Origin of the sequence: Frigoribacterium sp. NPDC087798 (genome assembly GCF_044742985.1) — a bacterium.
In the GTDB taxonomy this organism is placed as follows: Bacteria; Actinomycetota; Actinomycetes; order Actinomycetales; family Microbacteriaceae; genus Frigoribacterium.
Genome location: NZ_JBIUVP010000001.1, coordinates 35,170 through 57,080, shown reverse-complemented (window position 1 = coordinate 57,080; position 21,911 = coordinate 35,170). Strand labels below are relative to the sequence as shown.

21 protein-coding genes are annotated in these 21,911 nt (G+C 70.4%); 6 read left to right on the top strand and 15 right to left on the bottom strand.

The window, feature by feature from the left end; genetic code table 11:
• The 5 genes from ACIOSR_RS00310 to ACIOSR_RS00290 all read right to left on the bottom strand — a co-directional run bounded on the left by ACIOSR_RS00310 (position 1) and on the right by ACIOSR_RS00290 (position 4,647).
• Positions 1-1,767: a peptidoglycan D,D-transpeptidase FtsI family protein gene (locus ACIOSR_RS00310; RefSeq protein WP_402751578.1), complete on the bottom strand. Its 1,767-nt coding sequence runs from the start codon at positions 1,765-1,767 to the stop codon at positions 1-3.
• 74 nt (positions 1,768-1,841) lie between these two features.
• Positions 1,842-2,495, bottom strand: coding sequence for a hypothetical protein (locus ACIOSR_RS00305; protein ID WP_402751577.1), 654 nt, complete (start codon positions 2,493-2,495; stop codon positions 1,842-1,844).
• Positions 2,492-3,442 carry a 16S rRNA (cytosine(1402)-N(4))-methyltransferase RsmH gene (gene rsmH, locus ACIOSR_RS00300; protein WP_402751576.1) on the bottom strand — a complete coding sequence of 317 codons (951 nt, stop codon included), beginning with the start codon at positions 3,440-3,442 and terminating at the stop codon, positions 2,492-2,494. The genes ACIOSR_RS00305 and rsmH overlap by 4 nt, the downstream gene beginning before the upstream one ends.
• 101 nt (positions 3,443-3,543) lie before the next feature.
• Positions 3,544-3,975: a division/cell wall cluster transcriptional repressor MraZ gene (mraZ, locus tag ACIOSR_RS00295; RefSeq protein ID WP_055973040.1), complete on the bottom strand. Its 432-nt coding sequence runs from the start codon at positions 3,973-3,975 to the stop codon at positions 3,544-3,546.
• Positions 3,976-4,248: 273 nt separating this feature from the next.
• On the bottom strand, positions 4,249-4,647 hold the full coding sequence (locus tag ACIOSR_RS00290; protein WP_123570752.1) for a DUF3040 domain-containing protein: 399 nt from the start codon (positions 4,645-4,647) through the stop codon (positions 4,249-4,251).
• 110 nt (positions 4,648-4,757) lie between these two features.
• On the opposite strand from ACIOSR_RS00290, the gene ACIOSR_RS00285 reads away from it, so the two are divergent.
• The gene (locus ACIOSR_RS00285; protein WP_173150808.1) at positions 4,758-5,879 is read left to right on the top strand and encodes a polyprenyl synthetase family protein; all 1,122 of its coding nucleotides are present in this window, start codon (positions 4,758-4,760) and stop codon (positions 5,877-5,879) included.
• A gap of 56 nt (positions 5,880-5,935) precedes the next feature.
• Here ACIOSR_RS00285 and ACIOSR_RS00280 read toward each other — a convergent pair whose 3' ends face one another.
• Complete coding sequence (locus ACIOSR_RS00280; RefSeq protein WP_056045021.1) at positions 5,936-6,292, bottom strand: Rv2175c family DNA-binding protein; 357 nt, start codon at positions 6,290-6,292, stop codon at positions 5,936-5,938.
• 193 nt (positions 6,293-6,485) lie between these two features.
• On the opposite strand from ACIOSR_RS00280, the gene ACIOSR_RS00275 reads away from it, so the two are divergent.
• A complete protein-coding gene (locus tag ACIOSR_RS00275) occupies positions 6,486-7,832 on the top strand; it encodes a LysM peptidoglycan-binding domain-containing protein (RefSeq protein WP_267659654.1) in 1,347 nt (448 codons plus the stop codon).
• An 87-nt stretch (positions 7,833-7,919) separates the two neighbouring features.
• On the top strand, positions 7,920-9,878 hold the full coding sequence (gene pknB / locus ACIOSR_RS00270; protein ID WP_123570012.1) for a Stk1 family PASTA domain-containing Ser/Thr kinase: 1,959 nt from the start codon (positions 7,920-7,922) through the stop codon (positions 9,876-9,878).
• Positions 9,879-9,990: 112 nt separating this feature from the next.
• Here pknB and ACIOSR_RS00265 read toward each other — a convergent pair whose 3' ends face one another.
• From ACIOSR_RS00265 to ACIOSR_RS00255, 3 genes are all read right to left on the bottom strand, one after another.
• A complete protein-coding gene (locus tag ACIOSR_RS00265; protein WP_402752187.1) occupies positions 9,991-11,319 on the bottom strand; it encodes a class II 3-deoxy-7-phosphoheptulonate synthase in 1,329 nt (442 codons plus the stop codon).
• A gap of 95 nt (positions 11,320-11,414) precedes the next feature.
• Entirely contained in the window at positions 11,415-12,104 is a 690-nt protein-coding gene (locus tag ACIOSR_RS00260) for a 1-acyl-sn-glycerol-3-phosphate acyltransferase (RefSeq protein ID WP_123570011.1), read from the bottom strand.
• A gap of 30 nt (positions 12,105-12,134) precedes the next feature.
• Entirely contained in the window at positions 12,135-13,088 is a 954-nt protein-coding gene (locus ACIOSR_RS00255) for an ROK family glucokinase (protein WP_173150806.1), read from the bottom strand.
• Positions 13,089-13,189: 101 nt separating this feature from the next.
• Here ACIOSR_RS00255 and ACIOSR_RS00250 point away from each other — a divergent pair, with 101 nt between their 5' ends.
• Positions 13,190-15,028 (top strand): long-chain fatty acid--CoA ligase, encoded by a 1,839-nt coding sequence (locus ACIOSR_RS00250; RefSeq protein WP_159826731.1) that lies wholly within the window; start codon positions 13,190-13,192, stop codon positions 15,026-15,028.
• On the opposite strand, the gene def is transcribed toward ACIOSR_RS00250, so the two are convergent.
• Positions 15,029-15,526, bottom strand: a complete 498-nt coding sequence (gene def / locus ACIOSR_RS00245) for a peptide deformylase (protein ID WP_056045010.1) — start codon at positions 15,524-15,526, stop codon at positions 15,029-15,031. It lies immediately after the preceding gene.
• 160 nt (positions 15,527-15,686) lie between these two features.
• Between def and ACIOSR_RS00240 the strand changes: the two genes are divergently transcribed.
• A complete protein-coding gene (locus tag ACIOSR_RS00240) occupies positions 15,687-16,499 on the top strand; it encodes a ParA family protein (protein ID WP_054146774.1) in 813 nt (270 codons plus the stop codon).
• A 93-nt stretch (positions 16,500-16,592) separates the two neighbouring features.
• Here the strand turns inward: ACIOSR_RS00240 and ACIOSR_RS00235 are convergent, their stop codons facing one another.
• The 3 genes from ACIOSR_RS00235 to ACIOSR_RS00225 all read right to left on the bottom strand — a co-directional run bounded on the left by ACIOSR_RS00235 (position 16,593) and on the right by ACIOSR_RS00225 (position 18,485).
• Positions 16,593-17,141 (bottom strand): MerR family transcriptional regulator, encoded by a 549-nt coding sequence (locus ACIOSR_RS00235; RefSeq protein ID WP_056047373.1) that lies wholly within the window; start codon positions 17,139-17,141, stop codon positions 16,593-16,595.
• Positions 17,142-17,295: 154 nt separating this feature from the next.
• The gene (locus ACIOSR_RS00230) at positions 17,296-17,994 is read right to left on the bottom strand and encodes a MerR family transcriptional regulator (RefSeq protein WP_159826735.1); all 699 of its coding nucleotides are present in this window, start codon (positions 17,992-17,994) and stop codon (positions 17,296-17,298) included.
• 2 nt (positions 17,995-17,996) lie between these two features.
• On the bottom strand, positions 17,997-18,485 hold the full coding sequence (locus tag ACIOSR_RS00225; protein ID WP_056045006.1) for an FHA domain-containing protein: 489 nt from the start codon (positions 18,483-18,485) through the stop codon (positions 17,997-17,999).
• Between the two features lie 233 nt (positions 18,486-18,718).
• Between ACIOSR_RS00225 and ACIOSR_RS00220 the strand changes: the two genes are divergently transcribed.
• On the top strand, positions 18,719-20,209 hold the full coding sequence (locus ACIOSR_RS00220; protein ID WP_402751575.1) for a S1C family serine protease: 1,491 nt from the start codon (positions 18,719-18,721) through the stop codon (positions 20,207-20,209).
• A 60-nt stretch (positions 20,210-20,269) separates the two neighbouring features.
• On the opposite strand, the gene ACIOSR_RS00215 is transcribed toward ACIOSR_RS00220, so the two are convergent.
• Together ACIOSR_RS00215 and ACIOSR_RS00210 are read right to left on the bottom strand one after the other, a co-directional pair.
• Positions 20,270-21,247 (bottom strand): NUDIX hydrolase, encoded by a 978-nt coding sequence (locus ACIOSR_RS00215; protein WP_402751574.1) that lies wholly within the window; start codon positions 21,245-21,247, stop codon positions 20,270-20,272.
• A 209-nt stretch (positions 21,248-21,456) separates the two neighbouring features.
• Positions 21,457-21,843, bottom strand: coding sequence for a VOC family protein (locus ACIOSR_RS00210; RefSeq protein WP_056045002.1), 387 nt, complete (start codon positions 21,841-21,843; stop codon positions 21,457-21,459).
• Positions 21,844-21,911: the final 68 nt, after the last annotated feature.

Here is a 21,911-nt window from a genome sequence, read left to right as displayed (position 1 = left end):
TCACCAGGTCTCGGGCAGGCTGGGTGCCGGCTCCGTCGACGGAGGGACCCGATACATCTCGAGGACCTGGGACATGATCTTGTTGAAGGTCGGCGCCGCAGCGGCCGACGTCTTGATGGTACTGGGCTTGGTGAAGGTCACGACGACGACGTACTGCGGGTTCTCGGCCGGAGCGATGCCCGCCACCGAGACGATGCGGTCAGAACCGTAGCCGGTTCCGTCGGACCGCGCGACCTCGGCGGTGCCGGTCTTGGCCGCGACGCGGTAGCCGGGGATCGACAGGACGTCCTTGAGGTCGCCGTCGCTGACGACCTTCTCGAGCATGTTGACGGTCGTGTCGGCGGCCCACGGCGAGACGACGCTCGTGCCCTCGGCGGAGGGCGCGTCGGTGACGGTGCCGTCGGGGGCGGTGCACCCGGCGACGAGGTTGACGGGCAACCGGGTGCCGTGGTTGGCCAGCGTCTGGTAGATGCTCGCGATGTGGATGGCGGTCGTCGAGACGCCCTGTCCGAACATCGTGTTGATGCTCGTCTGCTGGTCCCACTGGGAGGCCGGCCGGATGCCCGTCGTGGGTTCACCGAGGAAGGCCACGCCGGTCGGGTCGTTCAGACCGAACTTCACCATGTAGTCGTGACGTTGCTGGGCCGAGAGCGACTGGCCGAGCAGGGAGATGCCGACGTTCGACGAGTCGCGCAGGATGCCCGTCAGCGTGAGGTTCTCGGTCGGGTGGAAGGTGGCGTCGTGGATCTCGCCGCCCCAGGGGAACGTGCGGGAGTACGGCACCGTCGCCCGCGTCGCGGGATCGGCCTTGCCCGAGTCGAGCAGCATGGCGGCGGTCATCGCCTTGAAGGTCGAACCCGGCTCGTACGAGTAGGTGAAGGCCTTGCTGCCGAGGTCGTCGACGGCGGTGCCGTTGACGTCGTTGGGGTCGACGGCCGGGTAGTCGGCCACCGCGAGCAGCGAGGCGTCGCTCGCCTTCATGACGACGGCCGTCGCCGACTCGGCTCCGATGGCCTCGGCCTGTTCGCCCAGCGCCTGCTGGGTCATGTACTGGAGGTCGCTGTCGACCGTGAGACGGAGCGTGCCCCCGGCGACCGCCTTCTTGGTCGTGACGGTGCTGCCGGGCAACTGGACGCCGTCGGCTCCGCGCTCGTAGGTCTCCGAGCCGTCGGTGCCCGCCAGGCACGCGTCCTGGCTAAGTTCGAGTCCGGCCTGCGGCCCGTCGGTGCCGATGAAGCCCGTGAGGTTGCCCGCCACCGCGCCGTTGGGGTAGGTGCGCGCGGCCTGGCGCTGGAAGTACACCCACGACACGTCCATCTCGCGGACCTCGCGGAAGGCGTCGACGTCGACGCCCTTGACCAGGTACGCGAAGTTCGCCTCGGGGTCGGTGGTCAACGCCTTCGTCATGGTCGCGGCGTCACCCCCGGTGATCTCGGAGATGCGCTCGACCACCTGGTCGACCGTCAGCTCGGTGGTCGTGCCGTCGTCGCCCTTGACCTTGGCCGTCGTGGCGAAGGCCGGAGCGGCCGTGATGTTGTACCGGGTGACGCTGCCGGCGAGCACGGTGCCGTCGACGTCGGTGATGTCGCCACGATCGCCGTAGGTCGTCTGCACGATCTCGCGCTTGTTCTGGGACTGCTCGTTGAGCTCGGCCGCCTGCACGAGCTGGATGTCCGCCAGGCGCACCACGAACACGCCGACGAGCGCGATGATCAGCGCCATCGCCAGCGTCGCGCGGAGACGGCGGCTTCGGGGAGCTGCTTTCACGAGAGGTTCCTCACCGCGGCCGGGCGCCTGCCCGACCCGCTGTCGTCGTTCGATGTACCGGTGACGGCACGCCGCTAGCGGGTCTGCGGAGCCGCCAGCTCATTCGCGCCCGACGCTACCGACTCGCCGGCTGATCCCTCGTCCGCCGCGCCTGCGTCGGTCGGAACGGCCACCGCGCCCGCCGTGGTCGGAGCACCGACCGACGAGGCGGAGGGGTCGGTGGTCGCCGTGCCGTCGGCGGCGGTCGCGGGGGCCTTGGTCGTGAGCGGGACGCCCTCGAGCAGGGTGTTGGGGATCAGGTTGCCGGACGTCGCCTCGCCCGCCCCCGCCGCGGGGGCGGGCGAGCCGTGGACCGCGCCCGTGGCCAGATCGAGGTAGACGGGGTTCGAGTTGCGGACCATGCCGAGTTCGTCGGCGTTGGCGGCGAGGTTCTGCGGCGAGGACAGCACGTCGCGCTGCTCGCTGAACTTCTGCTGGTCGCGGACGAGCTCGGTCTTCGCGGCCTGCAGGTCGGAGATCTTGTAGGCGCCGTCGCTCAAGGCGATGCTGATAGCGAGCTGGGCCAGCAGGAGGACGAACAGCGCCGCCGTCGCGATGAGCGCGTAGGCGATCTTCGGACGGGCCCGTCGCTGCGACCGACTCGTGACGATCTCGACCGGGCGCGCCGTCGGGGTCGACGACGGCTGAGGACGGCTCGACGGGGTCGCGATGGCCAGGTTGCTGCTCATGCTTGTCTCCGGATTCGTTCGGCGGCGCGCAGTCTCACGGGCTTGGCTCGGGGGTTGAGGTCGCGTTCGGCGTCGGAAGCCAGCTCGGCCCCTCGGACGAGGAGGCGGAAGTCGGGACGGTGCTCCGGCAACTCCACCGGGAGGCCCTGCGGCGCCGTTGAGGTCGTCCGAGCGGCGAGTTCCCGCTTGACGAAACGGTCTTCGAGGGACTGATAGGCGAGGACGACGATCCGCCCGTCGACGGCGAGACGGTCGAGGGCGACCGGGACGGCCGCCTCGAGCGAGGCCAGCTCGCCGTTCACCTCGATGCGGAGCGCTTGGAACACGCGCTTGGCGGGGTGACCGGCACGTTGCAGGGCCATGGGCGTCGCCGCGATCAGGAGGTCGACCAACTCACCGCTGCGGGTGAGCGGCGAGTCGGCCCGGTGCTCGACGATCCGCCGGGCGTAGCGCGGAGCCAGCTTCTCTTCGCCGTACTGGTAGAAGATGCGCCGGAGCTCGCTCTCGGGGTACTCGGCGAGGACGCGCTCCGCCGTGACGGGCGAGGTGGGGTCCATGCGCATGTCGAGGGGCGCGTCCTTCGAGTACGAGAAACCGCGCTCGACCCGGTCCAGCTGCAGCGACGACACGCCGAGGTCGAAGAGCACGCCGTCGACCGTGTCGAGATCGAGGTCGTCGAGCGCGTCGGCGATGCCGTCGTACGTCGTGTGCACGAGGCGAGCCCGGTCGCCGAAGGGTGCGAGCCGCTCGCCGGCGAGGGCGAGTGCCTCGGTGTCGCGATCGAGGCCGACGACGGTGAGCTCGGGAAAGGCCTGCAGCATCGCTTCGCTGTGGCCACCCATGCCGAGGGTGCAGTCGACGACGACGGCGCCGGGACGCGAGACGGCCGGGGCGAGGAGTTCGAGGGTCCGCTCGAGGAGGACGGGGGTGTGGATCTGATCGGCCATGACGACACGGGCTGTGCTCGTCGGCCCTGATCCCCATCCGTCGGGACCTGGCACCGGGGAAGGTGCGCCAGGGCTGACGGCTGAGGGTCGGGGCCCACGGGCTAGAAGAGCCCGGGGATCACCTCCTCGGTGGTGTTGGCGAACTCGGCCTCCTGGGCCTCGTAGTAGGTGTTCCAGGCGTCGGTGGCCCAGATCTCGGCACGGTTTCCCGCGCCGATGACGGTGAGGTCACGGCCGAGGCCGGCGTACTCGCGCAGTGTCGCCGGGATGGTGACCCGGTGCTGCTTGTCGGGGATCTCGTCGCTCGCGCCCGAGAGGAAGAGGCGCATGTAGTCGCGGGCCTGCTTGCTCGTGACGGGTGCCTGACGGATGCGCGAGTGCATGTCTTCGAACTCGCGCTGGCTGAAGACGTAGACGCACCGCTCTTGCCCACGGGTCATGACGAGGCCCGAAGCCAGTTCGTCACGGAATTTCGCGGGGAGGATGATGCGCCCTTTCTCGTCGAGCTTGGGCGAATAGGTGCCGAGGAACATGCGCCCGTCTCCCCTCGCCCCGCACCCCGTCTGTGGCACGTACCTCCACTTTACTCCACAACCCACCACCAGACAATGAAACAGCGGGTCCTCGGGCGCGTGTTCGGCCTTCGATCCGCTCCAGTTCGGGGGGCACACGGGTGGAGGACGGTGGAGGGAAAGGACCACGGGGAGGCGCGTCCTGCGTGTCGCGCGCCTCCCGCAGGATGGATGGGCGCACGAAAAAGGGGCCGGCCCGAAGGCCGACCCCTGTGGTCGTGGTGCTGGTGGCGCCTAGGAGCGCTCGTCGCCGTCCTGGCGGCGGTCCCACCGGTCGTTGAGTCGATCCATCAGGCCCCCCTTGGCGGGATGCGCGGGGCGGGAGGTGGAGGAACGGGGAGCCGACGGCATCGAGGCCGTCGAGGACCCCTTCCGCTTGGGAGGCGCGATGGCGAACAGCACGCCGGCGAGCATGACCACGAACCCCGCCACGCCGATCAAGGGCTGGCGGAAGATGACGCCCGCGACGATCACGGCGATGCCGACGAGCGCCCCGAGGACCCCGACCACGACCAGCGTGTAGTTGGGTCTGGCGCCGCGGGTCCCGACCGTCGCCACGAAGTCGGAGTCGTTGTTGTAGAGACTCCGCTCCATCTCTTCGAGGAGCCGCTGCTCCTGTTCGGAAAGTGGCATCTTGGTGTTCCCTTCGAGCACGGGCTCTCAAGCGCGAGGCGGGAGCCTCGGGATCGACGCGATGAGTAGCTGCGAGTGTATGCCCGACAGCTATCGCTAGGCTAGGCAGCGTGGCTGAGAGTACGCGGTTAGTGGACGTCGTTCAAGAGCGCATCGATCGGTTCCTCGAGCGTCAGCGACCGGCCCTCATGGGCATCGCTCCCGACCTCGATTCCTTCTCCCTCTACTCGGGCGATCTGCTCCGCGGCGGGAAACGCTTCCGGGCTCTCTTCTGCTACTGGGGCTGGCAGTCCGTCGCCGGGCTCGACACCGGGTTCGATCCCCTCGGGGAGCCCCGCGACGAACGCGAGATCGACGCCGTCATGACCGCTTCGGCGGGGCTCGAGTTCTTCCACGCCGCCGCGCTCGTGCACGACGACATCATGGACAACTCGGACACGCGCCGCGGACTCCCGGCGGCGCATCGGCGCTTCGAGTCCCTGCACCGCGAGGGGGCCTGGCTCGGGTCCCCCGAGGCGTTCGGTCGCTCGGGAGCCCTCCTCATGGGAGACCTCCTCCTGGCGTGGAGCGACGAGCTGCTGAGCGAGGCCCTGGACTCCCTCCCGTCCCGTGACGCCGCCCGCGCGGCCCGCCTCGAGCTCAACCGGATGCGGACCGAGGTCACGGTGGGCCAGTACCTCGACATCCTCGAGGAGAACGCGTGGCGGACGGTCGACGAGGTGCAGCTGTTGCCGCGTGCCCAGCGCGTCATCGTCTACAAGTCGGCGAAGTACAGCGTCGAAGCCCCGCTGACCGTCGGCGCGGCCATGGCCGGGGCCGACCGGCCAGCCCTCGAGTCCCTGCGGCACTTCGGGCTGCCCCTCGGCATCGCCTACCAGCTGCGTGACGACCTCCTCGGCGTCTTCGGCGATCCCTCGGTCACGGGAAAGCCCGCGGGCGACGACCTCCGAGAGGGCAAGCGCACGGTCCTCGTGGCGACGGCCCGCCGAGCCCTGCCCCCCGGGGCCGTCCGCCTGCTCGACGAACTCCTCGGTGACCCCGAACTCGACGACGACCAGATCAGCATGCTCCAGGCGACGCTCCGCGACAGCGGTGCCGTCGACGCCGTCGAGCAGACGATCACCGATCAGGTGGAGCGTGCCGTCCACGCGCTCGAGAGGTCGGGACTCGCGCCGTCGGCCCGGACGCAGTTGACGCGACTCGCCGAGACCGTCACGCGCCGCGCCTCCTGACGCCCTCTGCGCCAGGGCGGCCGAGGACCGGCAGCCGCCAGAGGCGCGGATCGGGGCTAGAGGAGGCTCTGCGCGATGCGCCGGACCTCGGCTTTGCGTCCGGCCTGGAGGGCGGCGACGGGGCTCGTGCCGAGGGCCTCGTCGTGCGACAGCATCCAGTCGAGGGCCTCGTCGTCGTCGAACCCGTTGTCCGACAGGACCGTCAGGGTGCCCCGGAGGTCGTGCCTCGGCTCCGAGCCGTCGAGGAAGACGGCCGGCACCTTCGTGACGCCGTCCACGCGTGTCCCGACGAGGACGTGCTCCTCGAGGAGGCGCCGGACACGGCTGACGCCGAGGCCGAGCCGCTCGACGAGGTCGGGCACGGTGAGCCATTCGGTGTCGGCGAACCAGGGGCGTTGAGAGAGATCGGTCACGCCACAACCTTGCCACGGGTTCGTGGCCCTCGCTGCGCCTCCTCGTCTCCCTCACGTGGGTCGAGTCACATGCGCAACATCCGTCACGCTGATTGACTTGGATATCCACGTGTGCCAACTTTGGACGACGTGGCACCGCGGCTCACCGATCACCCAGCGACCGTGTCCCCGCCCCCGAACCGAGGATCAGCCCATGAACGACGTCAGTTCCGCCCGCCCCGACTCCGAGTCCGTGACGACCCAGGACGCCCGGTCGACCAGCGCCTTCGGCCCCCTCGGTGGCGGAGACGAGCGCAAGCCCCTCTCCCGCATGGCCCGGTCGATGCTCAACACCGTCCCGATCGTCCTGGCGGGCTCGATGGCCCTCAGCATGGGCGTCACGGGCCCCGTGTTCGCCCTCGACCAGAACCCGACGAAGAAGCCCGACGCGTCACCGCGTCCCGTGCTGCCTCCTCGACTGTCCGCGCCCGAGCAGAAGACCGCGGCCACGGTCGAGACGGCCGCGACCTCTGCCACGGTCTTCGGCGCGGCCCCCGCCACGTACACCGTCAAGTCGGGCGACACGGTCGCGAGCATCGCCGGCTCGTTCGGCCTGAGCACCGCGTCGGTGCTCGCCCTCAACGGCCTCAGCTGGAAGTCCACCATCTTCCCGGGCCAGACCCTGAGCCTGAGCGCCGCCACGAGCGCCGCAGCCAAGCCGTCCGCCGCGCCCGCCCCGGCCAAGGCGACGGGCGGCCGGTACGTCATCGTCCGTGGGGACACGCTGAGTTCCATCGCGCGTGCGCACGGCGTCACGACCAGCGCGCTCATCCAGGCGAACGGGCTGGGACTGTCGAGCATCATCTACCCGGGCCAGACCCTGACCGTCCCGACGGGCGCCTCCGCCGCCGCCCCGACACCGGCCCCCGCCGGGGGGCCCGCGGTGGGCAGCTACGTCATCCAGCGGGGTGACACCATCGCCTCGATCGCCTCGAAGTCGGGGACGAGCGTCAAGGCCCTCCTCGCCGCGAACGGCCTCTCGTTCACCAGCACCATCTACGCCGGCAAGACCCTCACCCTCCCCGGCGCCTCCGCGCCGACCGCCACGACCGTCGTCGCGTCGACGTCGGCCGCACCCCTGGGCGTCAGCGCGACGTTGACCGCCGAGCAGGCCGCCAACGCCCGGATCATCATCTCGGTCGGACGCCAGCTCGGGGTGGGAGACCGTGCGATCGTGATCGCCCTGGCCGCGGCCGCCCAGGAGAGCAGCCTGCGCAACCTCGACCACGGCGACCGTGACTCCCTCGGCCTCTTCCAACAGCGTCCGAGCACGGGGTGGGGCACCCCCGCCCAGCTGCGCGACCCGGTGCACGCGACCAAGCTCTTCTTCGGTGGCGCGAGCAACCCCAACACGGGCAAGACGCGCGGCCTCCTGGACGTCAAGGGGTGGCAGTCGATGTCCCTGACGAAGGCGGCCCAGGCCGTCCAGTACTCGGCGTTCCCGGATGCCTACGCCAAGTGGGAAGCTCCGGCCACCACCTGGCTCGCGACCCTGCGCTGAACCCCGGACGACCCACATGCCGGGCGGTTTCCCGCCGTGCGGTGAGTTGGGACACCCGCACGGCCCTCGGTCCGTAAAATCACGAAGGTGAGCGTGAACCAGACTGACCCGATGATCGGCCGTCTCATCGAGGGCCGGTACGAGGTCCGTTCGCGCATCGCCCGAGGTGGCATGGCCACCGTCTACCTGGCCACCGACCTGCGACTCGAACGTCGCGTCGCGATCAAGATCATGCACGGCCACCTGGCCGACGACGCGTCGTTCAAGGAGCGCTTCATCCAGGAGGCGCGCTCGGCCGCCCGCCTGGCCCACCCCAACGTCGTCAACGTCTTCGACCAGGGCCAGGACGACGAGTCGGCCTACCTGGTGATGGAGTACCTGCCCGGCATCACGTTGCGCGAACTCCTGCAGGACCACAAGGTGCTGACGCCCGAGCAGGCGATGGACATCCTCGAAGCCGTCCTCGCCGGTCTCGCCGCCGCCCACCGCGCCGGCATCGTGCACCGCGACCTCAAGCCCGAGAACGTCCTCCTCGCCGACGACGGACGCATCAAGATCGGCGACTTCGGCCTGGCGCGGGCCGCGACGGCCAACACCGCCACGGGTGCCGCGCTGTTGGGGACGATCGCGTACCTCTCCCCCGAGCTCGTGACCCGCGGCATCGCCGACACCCGCAGCGACATCTACGCGCTCGGCATCATGATGTACGAGATGCTCACGGGCGAGCAGCCCTACAAGGGCGACCAGCCCATGCAGATCGCCTACCAGCACGCCAACGACACGGTCCCCACCCCGAGCTCCGCCAACCCCCGCGTGCCGGTCGAGCTGGACGAGCTCGTCCTCTGGGCGACCGCTCGCGATCCAGAACAGCGACCGAGGGACGCCCGGGCCCTGCTCGACCAACTCCTCGACGTGCAACGGGTCCTGGCCGATCCCTCGGGACCACCCGCGAACCGGACGATGGTGCTCCCTGCCGCGGGCGCGACCTCCGTCCTGCCGTCCGGCGGCACGGGCGAGACGCAGATCCTGCCCAAGGCGCGACACCGGACCGGGCCGGTCCAGGCCGCACCCGACGACGCCGCCACGACGCTCGCGGCCGTCGCCGACCGTCGTCGGCGGCGGGGACGGGTGCTCATGGCCGTCGTCGTCGCGGTCGCGCTGCTCGCCGGAGGGACCGGCTGGTGGTTCGGCTCGGGTCCCGGGGCGCAGGCGTCCGTCCCCGACGTGTCAGGACGGGCACCGGACGCGGCGACGGCCGCCCTCACGTCGGCCGGCTTCGTGGTCGCCCCCGATCCCCAGACGGACTTCTCCCCGGTGGTGCCCTCGGGCCAGGTCGCGCGCACGGACCCCGACGCCACGACCCGTGTGCAGAAGGGGTCCACGATCACCCTGGTCGTCTCCCAGGGGCCCCGGCAACTCCCGGTCCCGACCGTCGTCGGCGACACCGAGACCGCGGCCACCGAAGCGCTCTCGGACTTCACACTGCAGCCGACGTCGAGCCAGTTCGACGAGTCGGCCGCCGGCACCGTCCTCGGGATCAGTGGCGTGGACGACGCGGACACGCCGGTCGATCTCGCCGGAGCAGCCCAGTACGGAGAACGACGACCCGTGACGCTCACCGTCTCGCTCGGCCCCGTCCCGGACGTGGCGGGCCTCTCGGTGGCGGACGCGCAGGGCGCTCTCGCGGGGGCACAGTTGACGGGTGTGGAGAGCGGAACGGAATTCAGCGATGCGGTCGCCTCCGGGGAGGTCATCCGGTACGAACAGCAGGCCGAGGGGCCGCTCCGACACGGCGACACGGTCAACCTCGTCGTGTCGAAGGGTCCGCCGCCCATCACCATCCCGGACGTCCGAGGCAAGACCATCGACGCGGCCACGTCCCAGTTGCAGGGTCTCGGCTTCCGGGTGAGCTACCCGACCTGCACGGCCTTCACGTGTGCGTTCTACGACTGGGAGGCCCGCCTGCCGGTCACCGAGACGAACCCCGTCGCCGGCCTGACCGCGACCAAGGGTGCGACGATCACGCTCACGTACCGGGTGGAATGAGTCCCGGCCTCCCCTGAGGCCGAGGGCACCGACGAGCTCCGAGGTCGAGGGCACCGACAGGGCGACGGCCCCGGGACCGAGGGTCCCGGGGCCGTCGCCGTGTCGACCGGGCTCAGTCGGCCGCGAGTTCCTCGGCCACCAGGAAGGCCAGTTCGAGTGACTGCATGTGGTTGAGGCGGGGGTCGCAGAGCGACTCGTAGCGGGTGGCGAGCGTCGCCTCGTCGATGTGCTCGGAACCACCCAGGCACTCGGTGACGTCGTCGCCGGTCAGCTCGATGTGGATTCCGCCCGGGTGGGTGCCCGCGGCACGGTGTGCCTCGAAGAACCCCTTGACCTCGTCCATGATCTCTTCGAAGCGCCGGGTCTTGTAGCCCGTAGGCGTCGTCAGACCGTTGCCGTGCATCGGATCGCTGACCCACAGGGGCGTCGCGTCGGCCTTCTTGATGGCCTCGAGGAGGGGAGGCAGGGCATCCCGGATGGTGCCTGCCCCCATGCGGGTGATGAAGGTCAGGCGCCCGGGCTCACGCTCGGGATCGAGCTTGTCGATGAGGCGCAACATGTCGTCGGCCGTCGTCGTCGGGCCGAGCTTGACGCCGATCGGGTTGCGCACCCGGGAGAGGAAGTCGACGTGGGCACCGTCGAGGTCGCGGGTCCGCTCGCCGATCCACACGAAGTGCGACGACAGCACGTACGGCGTACCCGTGCGCGAGTCGATGCGGGTCAGGGGGCGCTCGTAGTCCATGAGCAGGCCCTCGTGGCTGGTGTAGAACTCGACGCGCTTGAGTTCGTCGAAGTCGGCCCCCGCCGCCTCCATGAACCGGATCGCCTTGTCGATCTCACGGGCGAGGTGCTCGTACTCGGCGTTGGCCGGGTTGCGGGCGAAGCCTTGGTTCCAGCTGTGCACCTGGCGGAGGTCGGCGAACCCGCCTTGCGTGAAGGCCCGGATCAGATTGATGGTCGAGGCGGAGGTGTGGTAGCCCTTCACGAGCCGCGAGGCATCCGCACGTCGGGACTCGGGGGTGAAGTCGTAGCCGTTCACGATGTCACCGCGGTAGGCCGGCAGGGTGACGCCGTCCCGGGTCTCGGTGTCGCTCGAGCGCGGCTTGGCGAACTGGCCGGCCATGCGGCCCATCTTGATCACGGGGACGGACGCGCCGTACGTGAGGACGACGGCCATCTGCAGGATGGTCTTGACGCGGTCGCGGATCTGGTCCGCGGTCGCTCCCGCGAAGGTCTCGGCGCAGTCGCCACCCTGCAGCAGGAACGCCTCGCCCCGGGCCGCCGACGCCAGCCTGGTGCGCAACGTGTCGACCTCGCCGGCGAAGACGAGCGGAGGCAGGGTGGACAGCTCGGTCGAGGCGGCCTCGACGGCTGCACCGTCGTGCCAGGTGGGCTGCTGCTTGATGGGGAGCGTGCGCCAATGGTCGAGACCGTCGATCACGTCGGGATCGGTGACGACGAACGGTTCGGTGAGCTGGGCCACGGTCTTCCTTGCCACTTGACGGTCTCGAGGCCGAACGACCTCGACAGGCGAGCCTACCGTGAAAGGGTCGGGCGCTTCTCTTTGACGCTGGTCGCGTAGACGTCGCTGTACTGCTGGCCACTGAGGGCGTTGAGCTCGTACATGATCTCGTCGGTGATGGACCGCAGGATGAAGCGGTCGCCTTCCATGCCCTCGAAGCGGCTGAAGTCGAGGGGTTCACCGAACACGATCCCGACCCGGTGCAGGCGAGGGATCTTGGTACCGGTCTTCATCACCTTCTCGGTTCCGATCATGGCGACGGGGATCACGGGCACGTGACCCTCGAGGATCATGCGCGCCACGCCCGTCCGACCGCGGTACAGCTTGCCGTCGGGGCTGCGGGTGCCCTCGGGGTAGATGCCGAGTTGCTCGCCGCGACGGAGGACGGACAGGCCCGTCGCCAGCGACGCCTCGGAGGCCTTGCCCCCGGATCGGTCGATGGAGAGCTGACCCGTGGCCGTGAAGAACAGACGGATGGCCCACCCCTTGACGCCCTTGCCGGTGAAGTAGTCGCTCTTGGCGAGGAAGGAGATGCGCCGATCGAGGGCGAGCGGCAGGAAGATCGAGTCGACGAACGAGAGGTGGTTGCTCGCGAAGATGACGGCACCCGAGGCCGGGACGTGCTCACGACCGCTGACCCACGGTCGGAAGATCGACAGGACGAGCGGACTCGCGACCATCGTCTTCAGGAACCAGTAGAGCATCGGTGCTCCTCTCGTCGGGGCGTCGGGAGTCTAGCGGTCGCCGGCGTGCAGGCGGGCGAGGTCGGCGGCGCCCACGACCCCCGCGTCGTTCACCAGCTCGGCGATCACGAACTCGGGCTCGGGGTGGTAACCGCGAGCGGGCAGGTGCTCGAGGTAGGCCGCGCGGACGGGTGCCAGCAGCAGTTCGCCCGATTGCGCGACCCCGCCGCCGAAGACGAACACCTGCGGATCGAGGATCGCGCTCAGCGACGCGGCGGCTTGTCCGAGCCAGGTCCCGAGGCGGCGCAGGGCCTCGACGGCACCGTCGTCACCGGACTGCAGCAACAAGCTGACGTCGTGACCGGAGAGCTCGCCGCCGTTCGCCGTGCGGACGTCCGCGAGACCGCGGCCGAGGCCGCCCTCGTCGGCCACCTCACCGGCGATGCGCAGCAGCGCGCGCCCCGAGCCGTACTGCTCGATGCACCCACGGGCCCCGCAGCCGCAGGGCAGACCATCGGGCACGATGCGCATGTGGCCGAGTTCGCCACCCGTGCCGAATCCTCCGCGCAGGAGGCGATCCTGCGCCACGATGGCACCGCCCACCCCCGTGCCGATGGTGAGCATGGTCATGTCGCTGGCGAGACGACCGGCCCCGAACCGGAACTCGGCCCAGCCGGCGGCGTTGGCGTCGTTGTCGATGGTGATGTGCAGGTCGAGACGTTCGGACAGCCGCGCCCGGAGGGGCTCGTTGCGCCACGCGATGTTGGGCGTGTAGTACACGGTCGACTGTGCGGCGTCGATGAAGCCGGGCGCCGCGACACCGGCGGCGGCGACGTCGGGGTGGCGTGCCTGCAAGGAGGTGACCATCTCGACGACCGCGTCGACGATCGCACCCGCGTCGCCCGCGGGCGTCGCCACGCGCTCTTCGTCGACGATCTCGCCGAACTCGGTGACCACCCCGCCCGCGATCTTCGTCCCACCGATGTCGATTCCGATTGCCTGCACGAGGATCGAGTCTATCCTCGACGACCCACCACCTCGGGCACCCGCTCCTGCGAGGCCGCGTTAGGGTGGTCGGACCATCGTTCGGTACCGAAGGAGCTGCCGTGAACGAACACATCGTCCCCCCCGCCGTCCCCGCCGACCCGTCGGCGAACGCCACCGACCTGTTGCTCGCGCGGGCGGCGGCCACGCCCGACGAACCACTCTTCTCCGTGCCGGACGGACGAGGCGGCTGGCGCGACATCACGGCGGCTCGGTTCCTCGAGCAGGTGCGCGCACTCGCGAAGGGCCTGATCGCCGCGGGCGTCGAACCGGGCGACAAGATCGGCCTGATGTGCCGCACGCGCTACGAGTGGACGCTCATCGACTTCGCGACCTGGTTCGCAGGCGCCCTGCTCGTGCCCGTCTACGAGACGTCGTCGCCGGCACAGGTCCACTGGAACCTCAGCGACTCCGAGGCCGTGGCCGTCATCGTCGAGACCGCGGACCACTTCTCGCGGTTCGACGAGGTGCACCCCGAGTTGCCCGCCGTGACACGGGTCTGGCAGGTCGACCTCGGAGACCTCGACAAGCTGGCCGCGTCCGGTGTCGACGTCTCCGACGACGAACTCGAACGCCGCCGCAGCGCGGCCGTCGCCGGGGACGTCGCGACGATCATCTACACGTCGGGCACCACCGGCCGGCCCAAGGGCTGCGTGCTCACCCACGCCAACTTCGTCGAGACGAGCCGGAACGCCGCCGTCGCCATGAGCGACGTCGTGGCACCCGGCTCCTCCACCCTCTTGTTCGTGACGACCGCGCACGTCTTCGCGCGCTTCATCGCCGTGATGTCGGTCCACGCCGGCGTGAAGGTCGGCCACCAGGCGGACACCAAGCAGTTGTTGCCGTCGCTGGCCTCGTTCAAGCCGAGCTTCCTGCTCGCGGTCCCCCGCGTCTTCGAGAAGGTCTACAACTCGGCCGAGCAGAAAGCCGAGGCAGGGGGCAAGGGCGGCATCTTCCGGCAGGCCGTGGCCGTCGCGATCGCCCACAGTCGCGCGCTCGACGAGGGCACCGTGCCCCTGGGACTCAAGCTCCGCTTCGCACTGTTCGACCGCCTGGTCTACAGCAAGCTCAAGAAGGCCATGGGCGGCAACATCCGCTACGCCGTCTCGGGTTCGGCTCCGCTCGGCACGCGACTCGGTCACTTCTTCCGGAGTCTCGACATCCGCATCCTCGAGGGGTACGGACTGACCGAGACCACGGCGCCTGCGGCCGTCAACCTCGTCTCCAAGTTCAAGATCGGAACGGTGGGCCCGGCACTCCCCGGCGTCGGCATCACGATCGCCGCCGACGGAGAAGTGCTCGTCAAGGGCGTCAACGTCTTCGCGGGGTACTGGAAGGCCGACGAGGCCACGGCCGAGGTCCTCGACGACGGCTGGTTCCGCACCGGCGATCTCGGCTCGCTCGACGCCGACGGTTACTTGACGATCACCGGTCGCAAGAAGGAGATCATCGTCACCGCCGGAGGCAAGAACGTCTCCCCTGCGGCCCTCGAGGACCCGATCAGGGCCAATCCGCTGGTCGGCCAGGTCGTCGTCGTGGGCGACCAGCGGCCGTTCGTCGCGGCCCTCGTCACCCTCGACACGGAGATGCTGCCGGTGTGGTTGAACAATGCCGGTGAGGCAGCCGACATGCCGTTGGCCGAGGCCGCCCGGCACCCCAAGGTCCGCGCCGAGGTCCAACGAGCCGTCGACGGTGCGAACGCCGCCGTGTCGCGCGCCGAGTCGATCCGCAAGTTCGAGATCCTGCCGGTCGAGTTCACCGAGGCCGGCGGGCATCTCACGCCCAAGATGAGCGTCAAGCGTGCCGTCGTCCTGAACGACTTCGCCCAGCAGATCGCCGACATCTACACCGCCCACCCCGACACCGAGTCGGTGCGCACGGTCACCGCACGGGGACGGTGATCAGGCGCGCCACCAGTCGGCGGCGCGGATCTCTCGCATGGCCTCGCGCTTCGTCTCGGGTTCGAGGGTGAGCACGTAGAGCGTGCCGTCGAGGTGGTCCGTCTCGTGCTGGAGGGCCTGGGCCATGAGTCCGGTGCCCTCGAGTACGACCTCCTGGCCGTCGAGGTCGACCCCTTCGACACGGGCGTACTCATAGCGGGGGGTGGGGAACCAGAACCCCGGCACGGAGAGGCACCCCTCGTCGACGAGGGTCTTCTCTCCGGACACCTCGACGACGACGGGGTTGAGGACGTATCCGACCTCACCGTCGACGTTGTAGCTGAAGGCTCGGAGCGACACGCCGATCTGGGCGGCCGCGACCCCGGCTCGTCCCGGCTCGCGAACGGTGTCGAGGAGGTCCTCGACCAGGGACGCGAGCCGAGGATCACCGACCGTCACGGGGTCGGACGCCGATCGAAGGACGGGATCGCCGAACAGGCGGATGGGTCTCACGCTCACGGCGCGCCTCCTGGGGTGGGTCGGGGTGTGGTGCGGACGACGGGTCGCGACACCGTGACGACGACGGGTGGGCTGGTGCTGTCGCTTCGCAGAAGTCGACGCACGCCGCATCGACGTGGCTGTTGGGTGATTCAACAGTAGTGAAGGTATCGTCTGTGTCGTGCATGTACTCAGCGTCAGCTCTCTCAAAGGGGGCGTCGGCAAGACGACGGTGACGCTCGGACTCACGTCGGCCGCCTTCGCCAAAGGTCTCAGGACCCTCGTCGTCGACCTCGATCCCCAGTCCGACGTCTCGACCGGCCTCGACATCACGGTCTCGGGCCACCTCAACGTCGCGGACGTCCTCGCGTCGCCCAAAGAGAAGACGGTCCGGGCGGCGATCGCCCCCAGCGGGTGGACCAAGGGCCGCCAGGGCAAGGTCGACGTCATGATCGGCAGCCCCTCGGCCATCAACTTCGACGGTCCGCACCCGTCGATCCGAGACATCTGGAAGCTCGAAGAGGCCCTCGCCAACGTCGAGGCCGACTACGACCTCGTCCTGATCGACTGCGCCCCGTCGCTCAACGCCCTCACGCGCACGGCCTGGGCCGCATCCGACCGCGTGACGGTCGTCACCGAACCGGGTCTGTTCAGCGTGGCCGCCGCCGACCGGGCGCTCCGGGCGATCGAGGAGATCCGTCGAGGCCTGTCACCGCGCCTCCAGCCCCTCGGCATCATCGTCAACCGGGCCCGGGTGCAGTCCCTCGAGCACCAGTTCCGCATCAAGGAGCTGCGCGACATGTTCGGCCCCCTCGTCCTGTCACCCCAGCTGCCCGAGCGTACGTCGCTACAACAGGCACAGGGTGCCGCCAAGCCGCTGCACGCCTGGCCCGGTGAGAGCGCCCAGGAGATGGCCCGCAACTTCGACCAGCTCCTCGAACGCATCATGCGGACGGCCAAGATCGGCGACTACGCCGAGCCTGCTGCCCGCTGACCTCCGCGGTCCCAGCTGCACACGACGAAGGCCCCGCACGATCTCATGCGGGGCCTTCGTCGTCCTCGACCGCCACTCGCGGTCGAGGTGTGGTCAGCTGGCTCGGGTGCCGCGTCGCGCCGCGAGCTCGTCGGAGGGATCCGCGGCGGGGGTGCTGTCGATCTCGACGAGACTCGACTCGACCTCGCGGAGGACCTTGCCCACGGCGATGCCGAACACGCCCTGACCGCGGCTGACGAGGTCGATGACCTCGTCGTCCGACGTGCACAGGTAGACGCTCGCACCGTCGCTCATCAGGGTCGTCTGGGCGAGGTCGTTCACCCCGGCCTCACGGAGCTGGTTGACGGCCGTGCGGATCTGCTGGAGCGAGATGCCCGTGTCGAGGAGGCGCTTGACGAGTTTGAGGACGAGGATGTCGCGGAACCCGTAGAGGCGTTGCGAACCGGAGCCGGCCGCGCCGCGGATGGTCGGCTCGACGAGTTCGGTGCGGGCCCAGTAGTCGAGCTGGCGGTAGCTGATGCCGGCGGCCTTGGCCGCGACGGTACCGCGGTAGCCGCTGTCGGCGTCGTGTTCGGGCAGGCCGTCCGTGAAGAGCAGACCCAGCTCGTAGCGGGATTCCTCGGAGGAACCTGACTCACTCATGCTGTTGCCTTCCACGTTCTACTTCCGGAGCTCAACGTTCAACATCGGGTTGATGGTTGTACAGGACTCACGGTACCCACAACGGGGAGCTGCCTGGGCGACATTCGCATCGACGGGTCGGCGTGTCGAGGATATTCGCCCGGAGGGCAGACGTCTAGGCGTCGAGTCGCCCGAGAGCCGACCGGACGAGCCCCGACCGGACGACGTCGACCTGCGCCGCGAGCTCACGGGAGAGCTCGGCGACCCGCGCCCGGGAGGCCGCGTCGTGCTTCCGGGCGAGTGGCGCGAGGGCCGTCTCGATGAGGCCGAGTTCGCGGTCGACCGAGGCCCGGACCGTCCGGAGGTGACGAGGCTCGATGCCCGACCTGCCCAGCTCGACCAGGGCCGACAACACCGAGATCGACTCGTCGCCGTAGTGCCCCGCCGACGGGAGGAGAGACGCCGAGACGGCCTCGTCGAGCAGGGCGGGCGTGGCGCCGGTCTCGCGGAGCAACTCGTCGCGACCGAGTCGCCGACCGTGGGTCAGGATCGAGACGGGCGCCGCCCCGGACGGGAGGGACGCAGGCCGGCCCGCGTCGAGGTCGGCGAGGTGTTGCCTGATGACCTTGAGCGGCAGGTAGTGGTCGCGCTGCAGACCGAGGATGAAGCGGAGTCGCTCGACGTCCGCCGGGGAGAACTTGCGGTAGCCGGACGGGGTGCGCACCGGGGTGACCAACTCGCGCTCTTCGAGGAAGCGCAGCTTGCTGTTCGACAGGTCGGGGAACTCGGGCTTGAGCCGTGAGAGGACCTGCCCGATCGTCAGCAGGTCGGACGGCCCGGTCTGCGACGACCGGGCGGCGGCGGTGCGGGGCACGACTACTTGATCGCCAGGTTCGCGAGGTCGACCCGCGATGCGTAGAACGTGAGGCGGAACTTGCCGACCTGGACCTCGGCTCCGTCGGAGAGCCGGGCCTCGTCGATGCGGACGCCGTCGAAGTAGGTGCCGTTCAGCGACCCGAGATCGCGCACGCTGAAGGTGCTGCCCTCGCGACGGAACTCGGCGTGCTTGCGGCTGACCGTGACGTCGTCGAGGAAGATGCCGGCCTCGGGGTGACGTCCGGCGACCGTGACGTCCGAGTCGAGGAGGAACCGGGCGCCGATGTTGGGGCCACGACGGACCACGAGCAGCGCGGAGCCCGAAGGCAGTGCGGCGACGGCGTCACGCTCGTCGGTGGACACGCCGCTCTCGAGAGCGGCCAGTTGCGCCTGGAACTCTTCGTTGAAGCTGAGGGTCGTGTCGACCTCGCGAGGGGCGCCGGGAGCGCGGTCCTGCTCGCCGGGTGCCGGGTTGGCGGGCTCTGCCATCGTGGACCTCCTTTGGCGTCCCAGCGTATCGGAACTCCGACCCTCGTCGGGAACCGATTTCGGGGACCGACCCCTGCAGATCGCGGTGCGAGTGATGGTGAGGCGATCTCGGCTCCGTTCACCGCGCCTCCTCATGGGACTCCCCACCGCCTCACGGTCCGGTCATAGGGATCTCTTGGGGTCACGCCGTTCCATGGACCCCACGTCACCACCACCGCCACAGGAGGCACACCATGAACGACCGAGACGGCGACAACACGACCGGCACCCCGAACGACGCCACGCCCGTGACGCCCTCCCCGTCGACCGCCCCGCCTGCCGGCGAGGGCGTCGAGCAGCCCGCCGAGGCCCACACGCTCCCCCACGTCACCGGCGCGTCATACGCACGCTACGTGTCGGCGGCTCCCACCTGGATGGCCCGCGACGACGCCCACCAGGCCTACGACGCGGCGGCCGGCGCGTCGACGGTGCGGAGTGGCGACGGCGCGGACGGCACGGTGCCCCCGGCCTTCGGCGGCGCCCCGAGACCGCGCCGCTCGAAGAAGTGGCTCGCCCTCACCGGCGCGGCCGCCGCCGTCGTCATCGTCGCGGGTGCGGCGGGCGGCGGCGCCTACGCCGCCGGTCGCTCCGCCGGCACCGCGGCGGCCCAGGCGGCGAGCGAACGCCAGGCGCTCGAGCTGCTCCCCCAGCTCACGCGGCCGGGAGGTGGATCGAGCGACCCGGCATCGCCCTTCGGGGGTTCGAGCCCCCAGGACGGGTCGTCGCAGGACGGTTCGTCGCAGGGCACCTCGACCCAGACCAGCGCCACCGCGGCCACCGCCGAGGAGACGGCCGGCGTCGTGACCATCGTGTCGACGCTGAACTACGACGCCTCGTACAAATCCGCCGGCACGGGCATGATCCTGACCTCCGGAGGGCTCATCCTGACGAACAACCACGTCGTGCAGGGCGCGACCAGCATCCAGGTGACCGTCGAGTCGACCGGTACGACCTACACGGCCGACGTCGTCGGCACGGATGCCACGAACGACGTGGCCGTGCTGAAGCTGCAGGACGCGACGGGCCTCACCCCGGTGAGCTTCGACGCGTCCGGCGACGTCGCCACGGGGGACGTCGTCCACTCGACGGGCAACGCCGAGGGCACGGGCGACCTCGTCACCGCCCAGGGCACCGTCCTCGCCACGGACCAGTCGATCACGGTGCAGAGCGAGTCGGGATCGGGGACCGAGTCGCTGTCCGGTCTCATCGAGGTCGATGCGGACGTGGTGTCGGGCGACTCCGGCGGTCCCCTCCGCGACGGTGACGGCGACGTCGTCGGCATCGTCACGGCCGCAGCGCAGGGATCGTCGACGGTGACCGGTTACGCCATCCCGATCGACCACGCCCTGGCCATCGCCAAGCAGATCCAGTCGGGTACGGGGAGCTCGACCGTGCAGATCGGCCTGCCCGCCTTCCTCGGGGCTCAGATCTCGAGCACGGCGACCGGCACCGCGGGCGGCGTCACGATCGCCGGCACCGTCGAGGGCAGCGCGGCGGCGTCGGCCGGCCTGGTCGCCGGCGACGTGATCACCGCGATCGACGGCACGGCCGTGGCGGACGCGTCCGCACTCACCGCCGCGATCCAGGCGCACGACTCGGGTGACCAGGTCTCGGTCACCTGGACCGCCACGACGGGCGCGTCCCACACCGCGACCGTCACGCTGGGCGACGGCCCCGCCGCCTGACCCGGGACCGGACGCGAACGGCCCGCTCCACCGACCGGTGGAGCGGGCCGTTCGTCCGTGTCAGTCGAGGCCGACCGCGCGGCGGAGGGCGCCTGGACGCACGAGGGTGGCCCCGAGGGCTTGGACCCGGTCGGCGAGGCCCCGGTCGGCGGTGACGACGACGACGCGCGGCGGCACGCCGGACACGTCCCGCAGGTCGTGCACGCGGGCCACGATCGCCGAGTCGCCGTCGGCCTCGGCCCGGACGACGGTCAGGCCGGGGAACGATCCACCGACGGCACGGGCCTCGCCCTCGACCACGGCCGTCACGTCCGGCCACCGCCAGGTGGGCGCGCCGGGAGGCTCGCCGGTGGAGCCGTCCGCGAACGCCGCGGCGTCCGTCGGCGAGTCGTCGGCGTCCGGCCGACCCGTCGCCGCGGGGGTCCCGCCGCCACCGGGTGCGACGAGCGCCTCGGCCACTCCGTCCCGGGCACCCCGCGAGAGGGACTCCAGGAACCGAGTCGTGGCACCGACCCGATCGCGCCACCATCCGTCGGGACGTGAGCCGAGGACGTTCGCGACGTCGACGACGACGTGCACCCGGCCCCCGAGTTCGGACCGGAGCCTCGCCCAAGACGCGGCGAATCCAGGATGGAGCGGGAGGTCGGACACCTCGTCGACGGGCACCCAGCTCAGGGCGATGCTCTCGGCGTCCGAGACGACGGGCTCGAACGGGCGCACGGCCCGGGCCACGACGGTCGTGTACGACCAGAAGCCGAGGTCGAGCTCCGCGGCGAACAGCAGACGCAGCGCGTCGGCCGGCACCGCCGCCTCTTCGCCGCTCTCGCGCAGAGCGCCCTGTACCGCGCTCTCGTCGTGGTGGCGGGCTCCGCCGGGGAGCCCCCAGGTGCCGCCGAAGTGGCTCCAGTCGGCCCGGTGCTGCAACAGCACCCGGTCGTCCTGGTCGACGACGAGCAGGCCCGCGGCACCGGCACGGCCCCAGAACCGACGCCCGTCGGGGGCCTCGACCCAGCCGTCCGCGGGCTCGTGCGTGTTCACACGGTCGAGCTTGCCACAGGGACGAGGAGGCGGTGGCCGCGTCGTGCGCACGACGTCACGTCGACGGGTCGACCCGATGGCGGGCGACCAAACCGATGGGTGCGGCAGTTCCGAAGGCACACCTGGGGCTGGCCCGGAACCCGATGTCGGGCCAGCCCTCCCCCGGGTCCGGCACCGCGCCTCCCCGGCTCGCGCGTCGGACCGGGCGATCAGGGCTGCTGGACGGAGAAGACGTTGCCCGCCGGGTCGGTGAACCAGGCGATGTCGGGGCCCAGGTCGACGCTGCGCCCCCGCATGACGCCCCGCTCGTCGGAGTACCCGCCGAGGTGGAGCGGTTCGAGGCCCCGCTCGGCCAGCGCGTCGAGGGCGGCGTCGACGTCGTCGACGACGAGGTTGAGGACGGTGTACGACGCGGGGGCGTGGTCGGGCTTGCCGTAGACGAACACCCACGCCGCGCCTCCCGGGAGGCGGAGCCGGAACATCTGACCGTCGACGAGGACCTCGATCTCGAGGCCGAGGACGTCGCGGTAGAAGGACGTGGCGGCCGCCACGTCGTCGACGCTGAACCCGGAGTAGCCGGACCGAGGACGGAACACGGGTGGCCCCTCTCTGACGCGGGACGGCCGACGGACGCCGGCGTCTCGCCCCCAGCGTGGACCCTGCC

What these genes read in the sequence shown, in the direction of transcription:
- ACIOSR_RS00260 (WP_123570011.1), bottom strand. Translation starts at nt 12,104, where the DNA reads ATGCTCTACTGGTTCCTGAAGACGATGGTCGCGAGTCCGCTCGTCCTG.
- ACIOSR_RS00275 (WP_267659654.1), top strand. Translation starts at nt 6,486, where the DNA reads ATGAACGACGTCAGTTCCGCCCGCCCCGACTCCGAGTCCGTGACGACC.
- mraZ (WP_055973040.1), bottom strand. Translation starts at nt 3,975, where the DNA reads ATGTTCCTCGGCACCTATTCGCCCAAGCTCGACGAGAAAGGGCGCATC.
- ACIOSR_RS00225 (WP_056045006.1), bottom strand. Translation starts at nt 18,485, where the DNA reads ATGGCAGAGCCCGCCAACCCGGCACCCGGCGAGCAGGACCGCGCTCCC.
- ACIOSR_RS00290 (WP_123570752.1), bottom strand. Translation starts at nt 4,647, where the DNA reads ATGCCACTTTCCGAACAGGAGCAGCGGCTCCTCGAAGAGATGGAGCGG.
- rsmH (WP_402751576.1), bottom strand. Translation starts at nt 3,442, where the DNA reads ATGGCCGATCAGATCCACACCCCCGTCCTCCTCGAGCGGACCCTCGAA.
- ACIOSR_RS00235 (WP_056047373.1), bottom strand. Translation starts at nt 17,141, where the DNA reads ATGAGTGAGTCAGGTTCCTCCGAGGAATCCCGCTACGAGCTGGGTCTG.
- ACIOSR_RS00220 (WP_402751575.1), top strand. Translation starts at nt 18,719, where the DNA reads ATGAACGACCGAGACGGCGACAACACGACCGGCACCCCGAACGACGCC.
- ACIOSR_RS00305 (WP_402751577.1), bottom strand. Translation starts at nt 2,495, where the DNA reads ATGAGCAGCAACCTGGCCATCGCGACCCCGTCGAGCCGTCCTCAGCCG.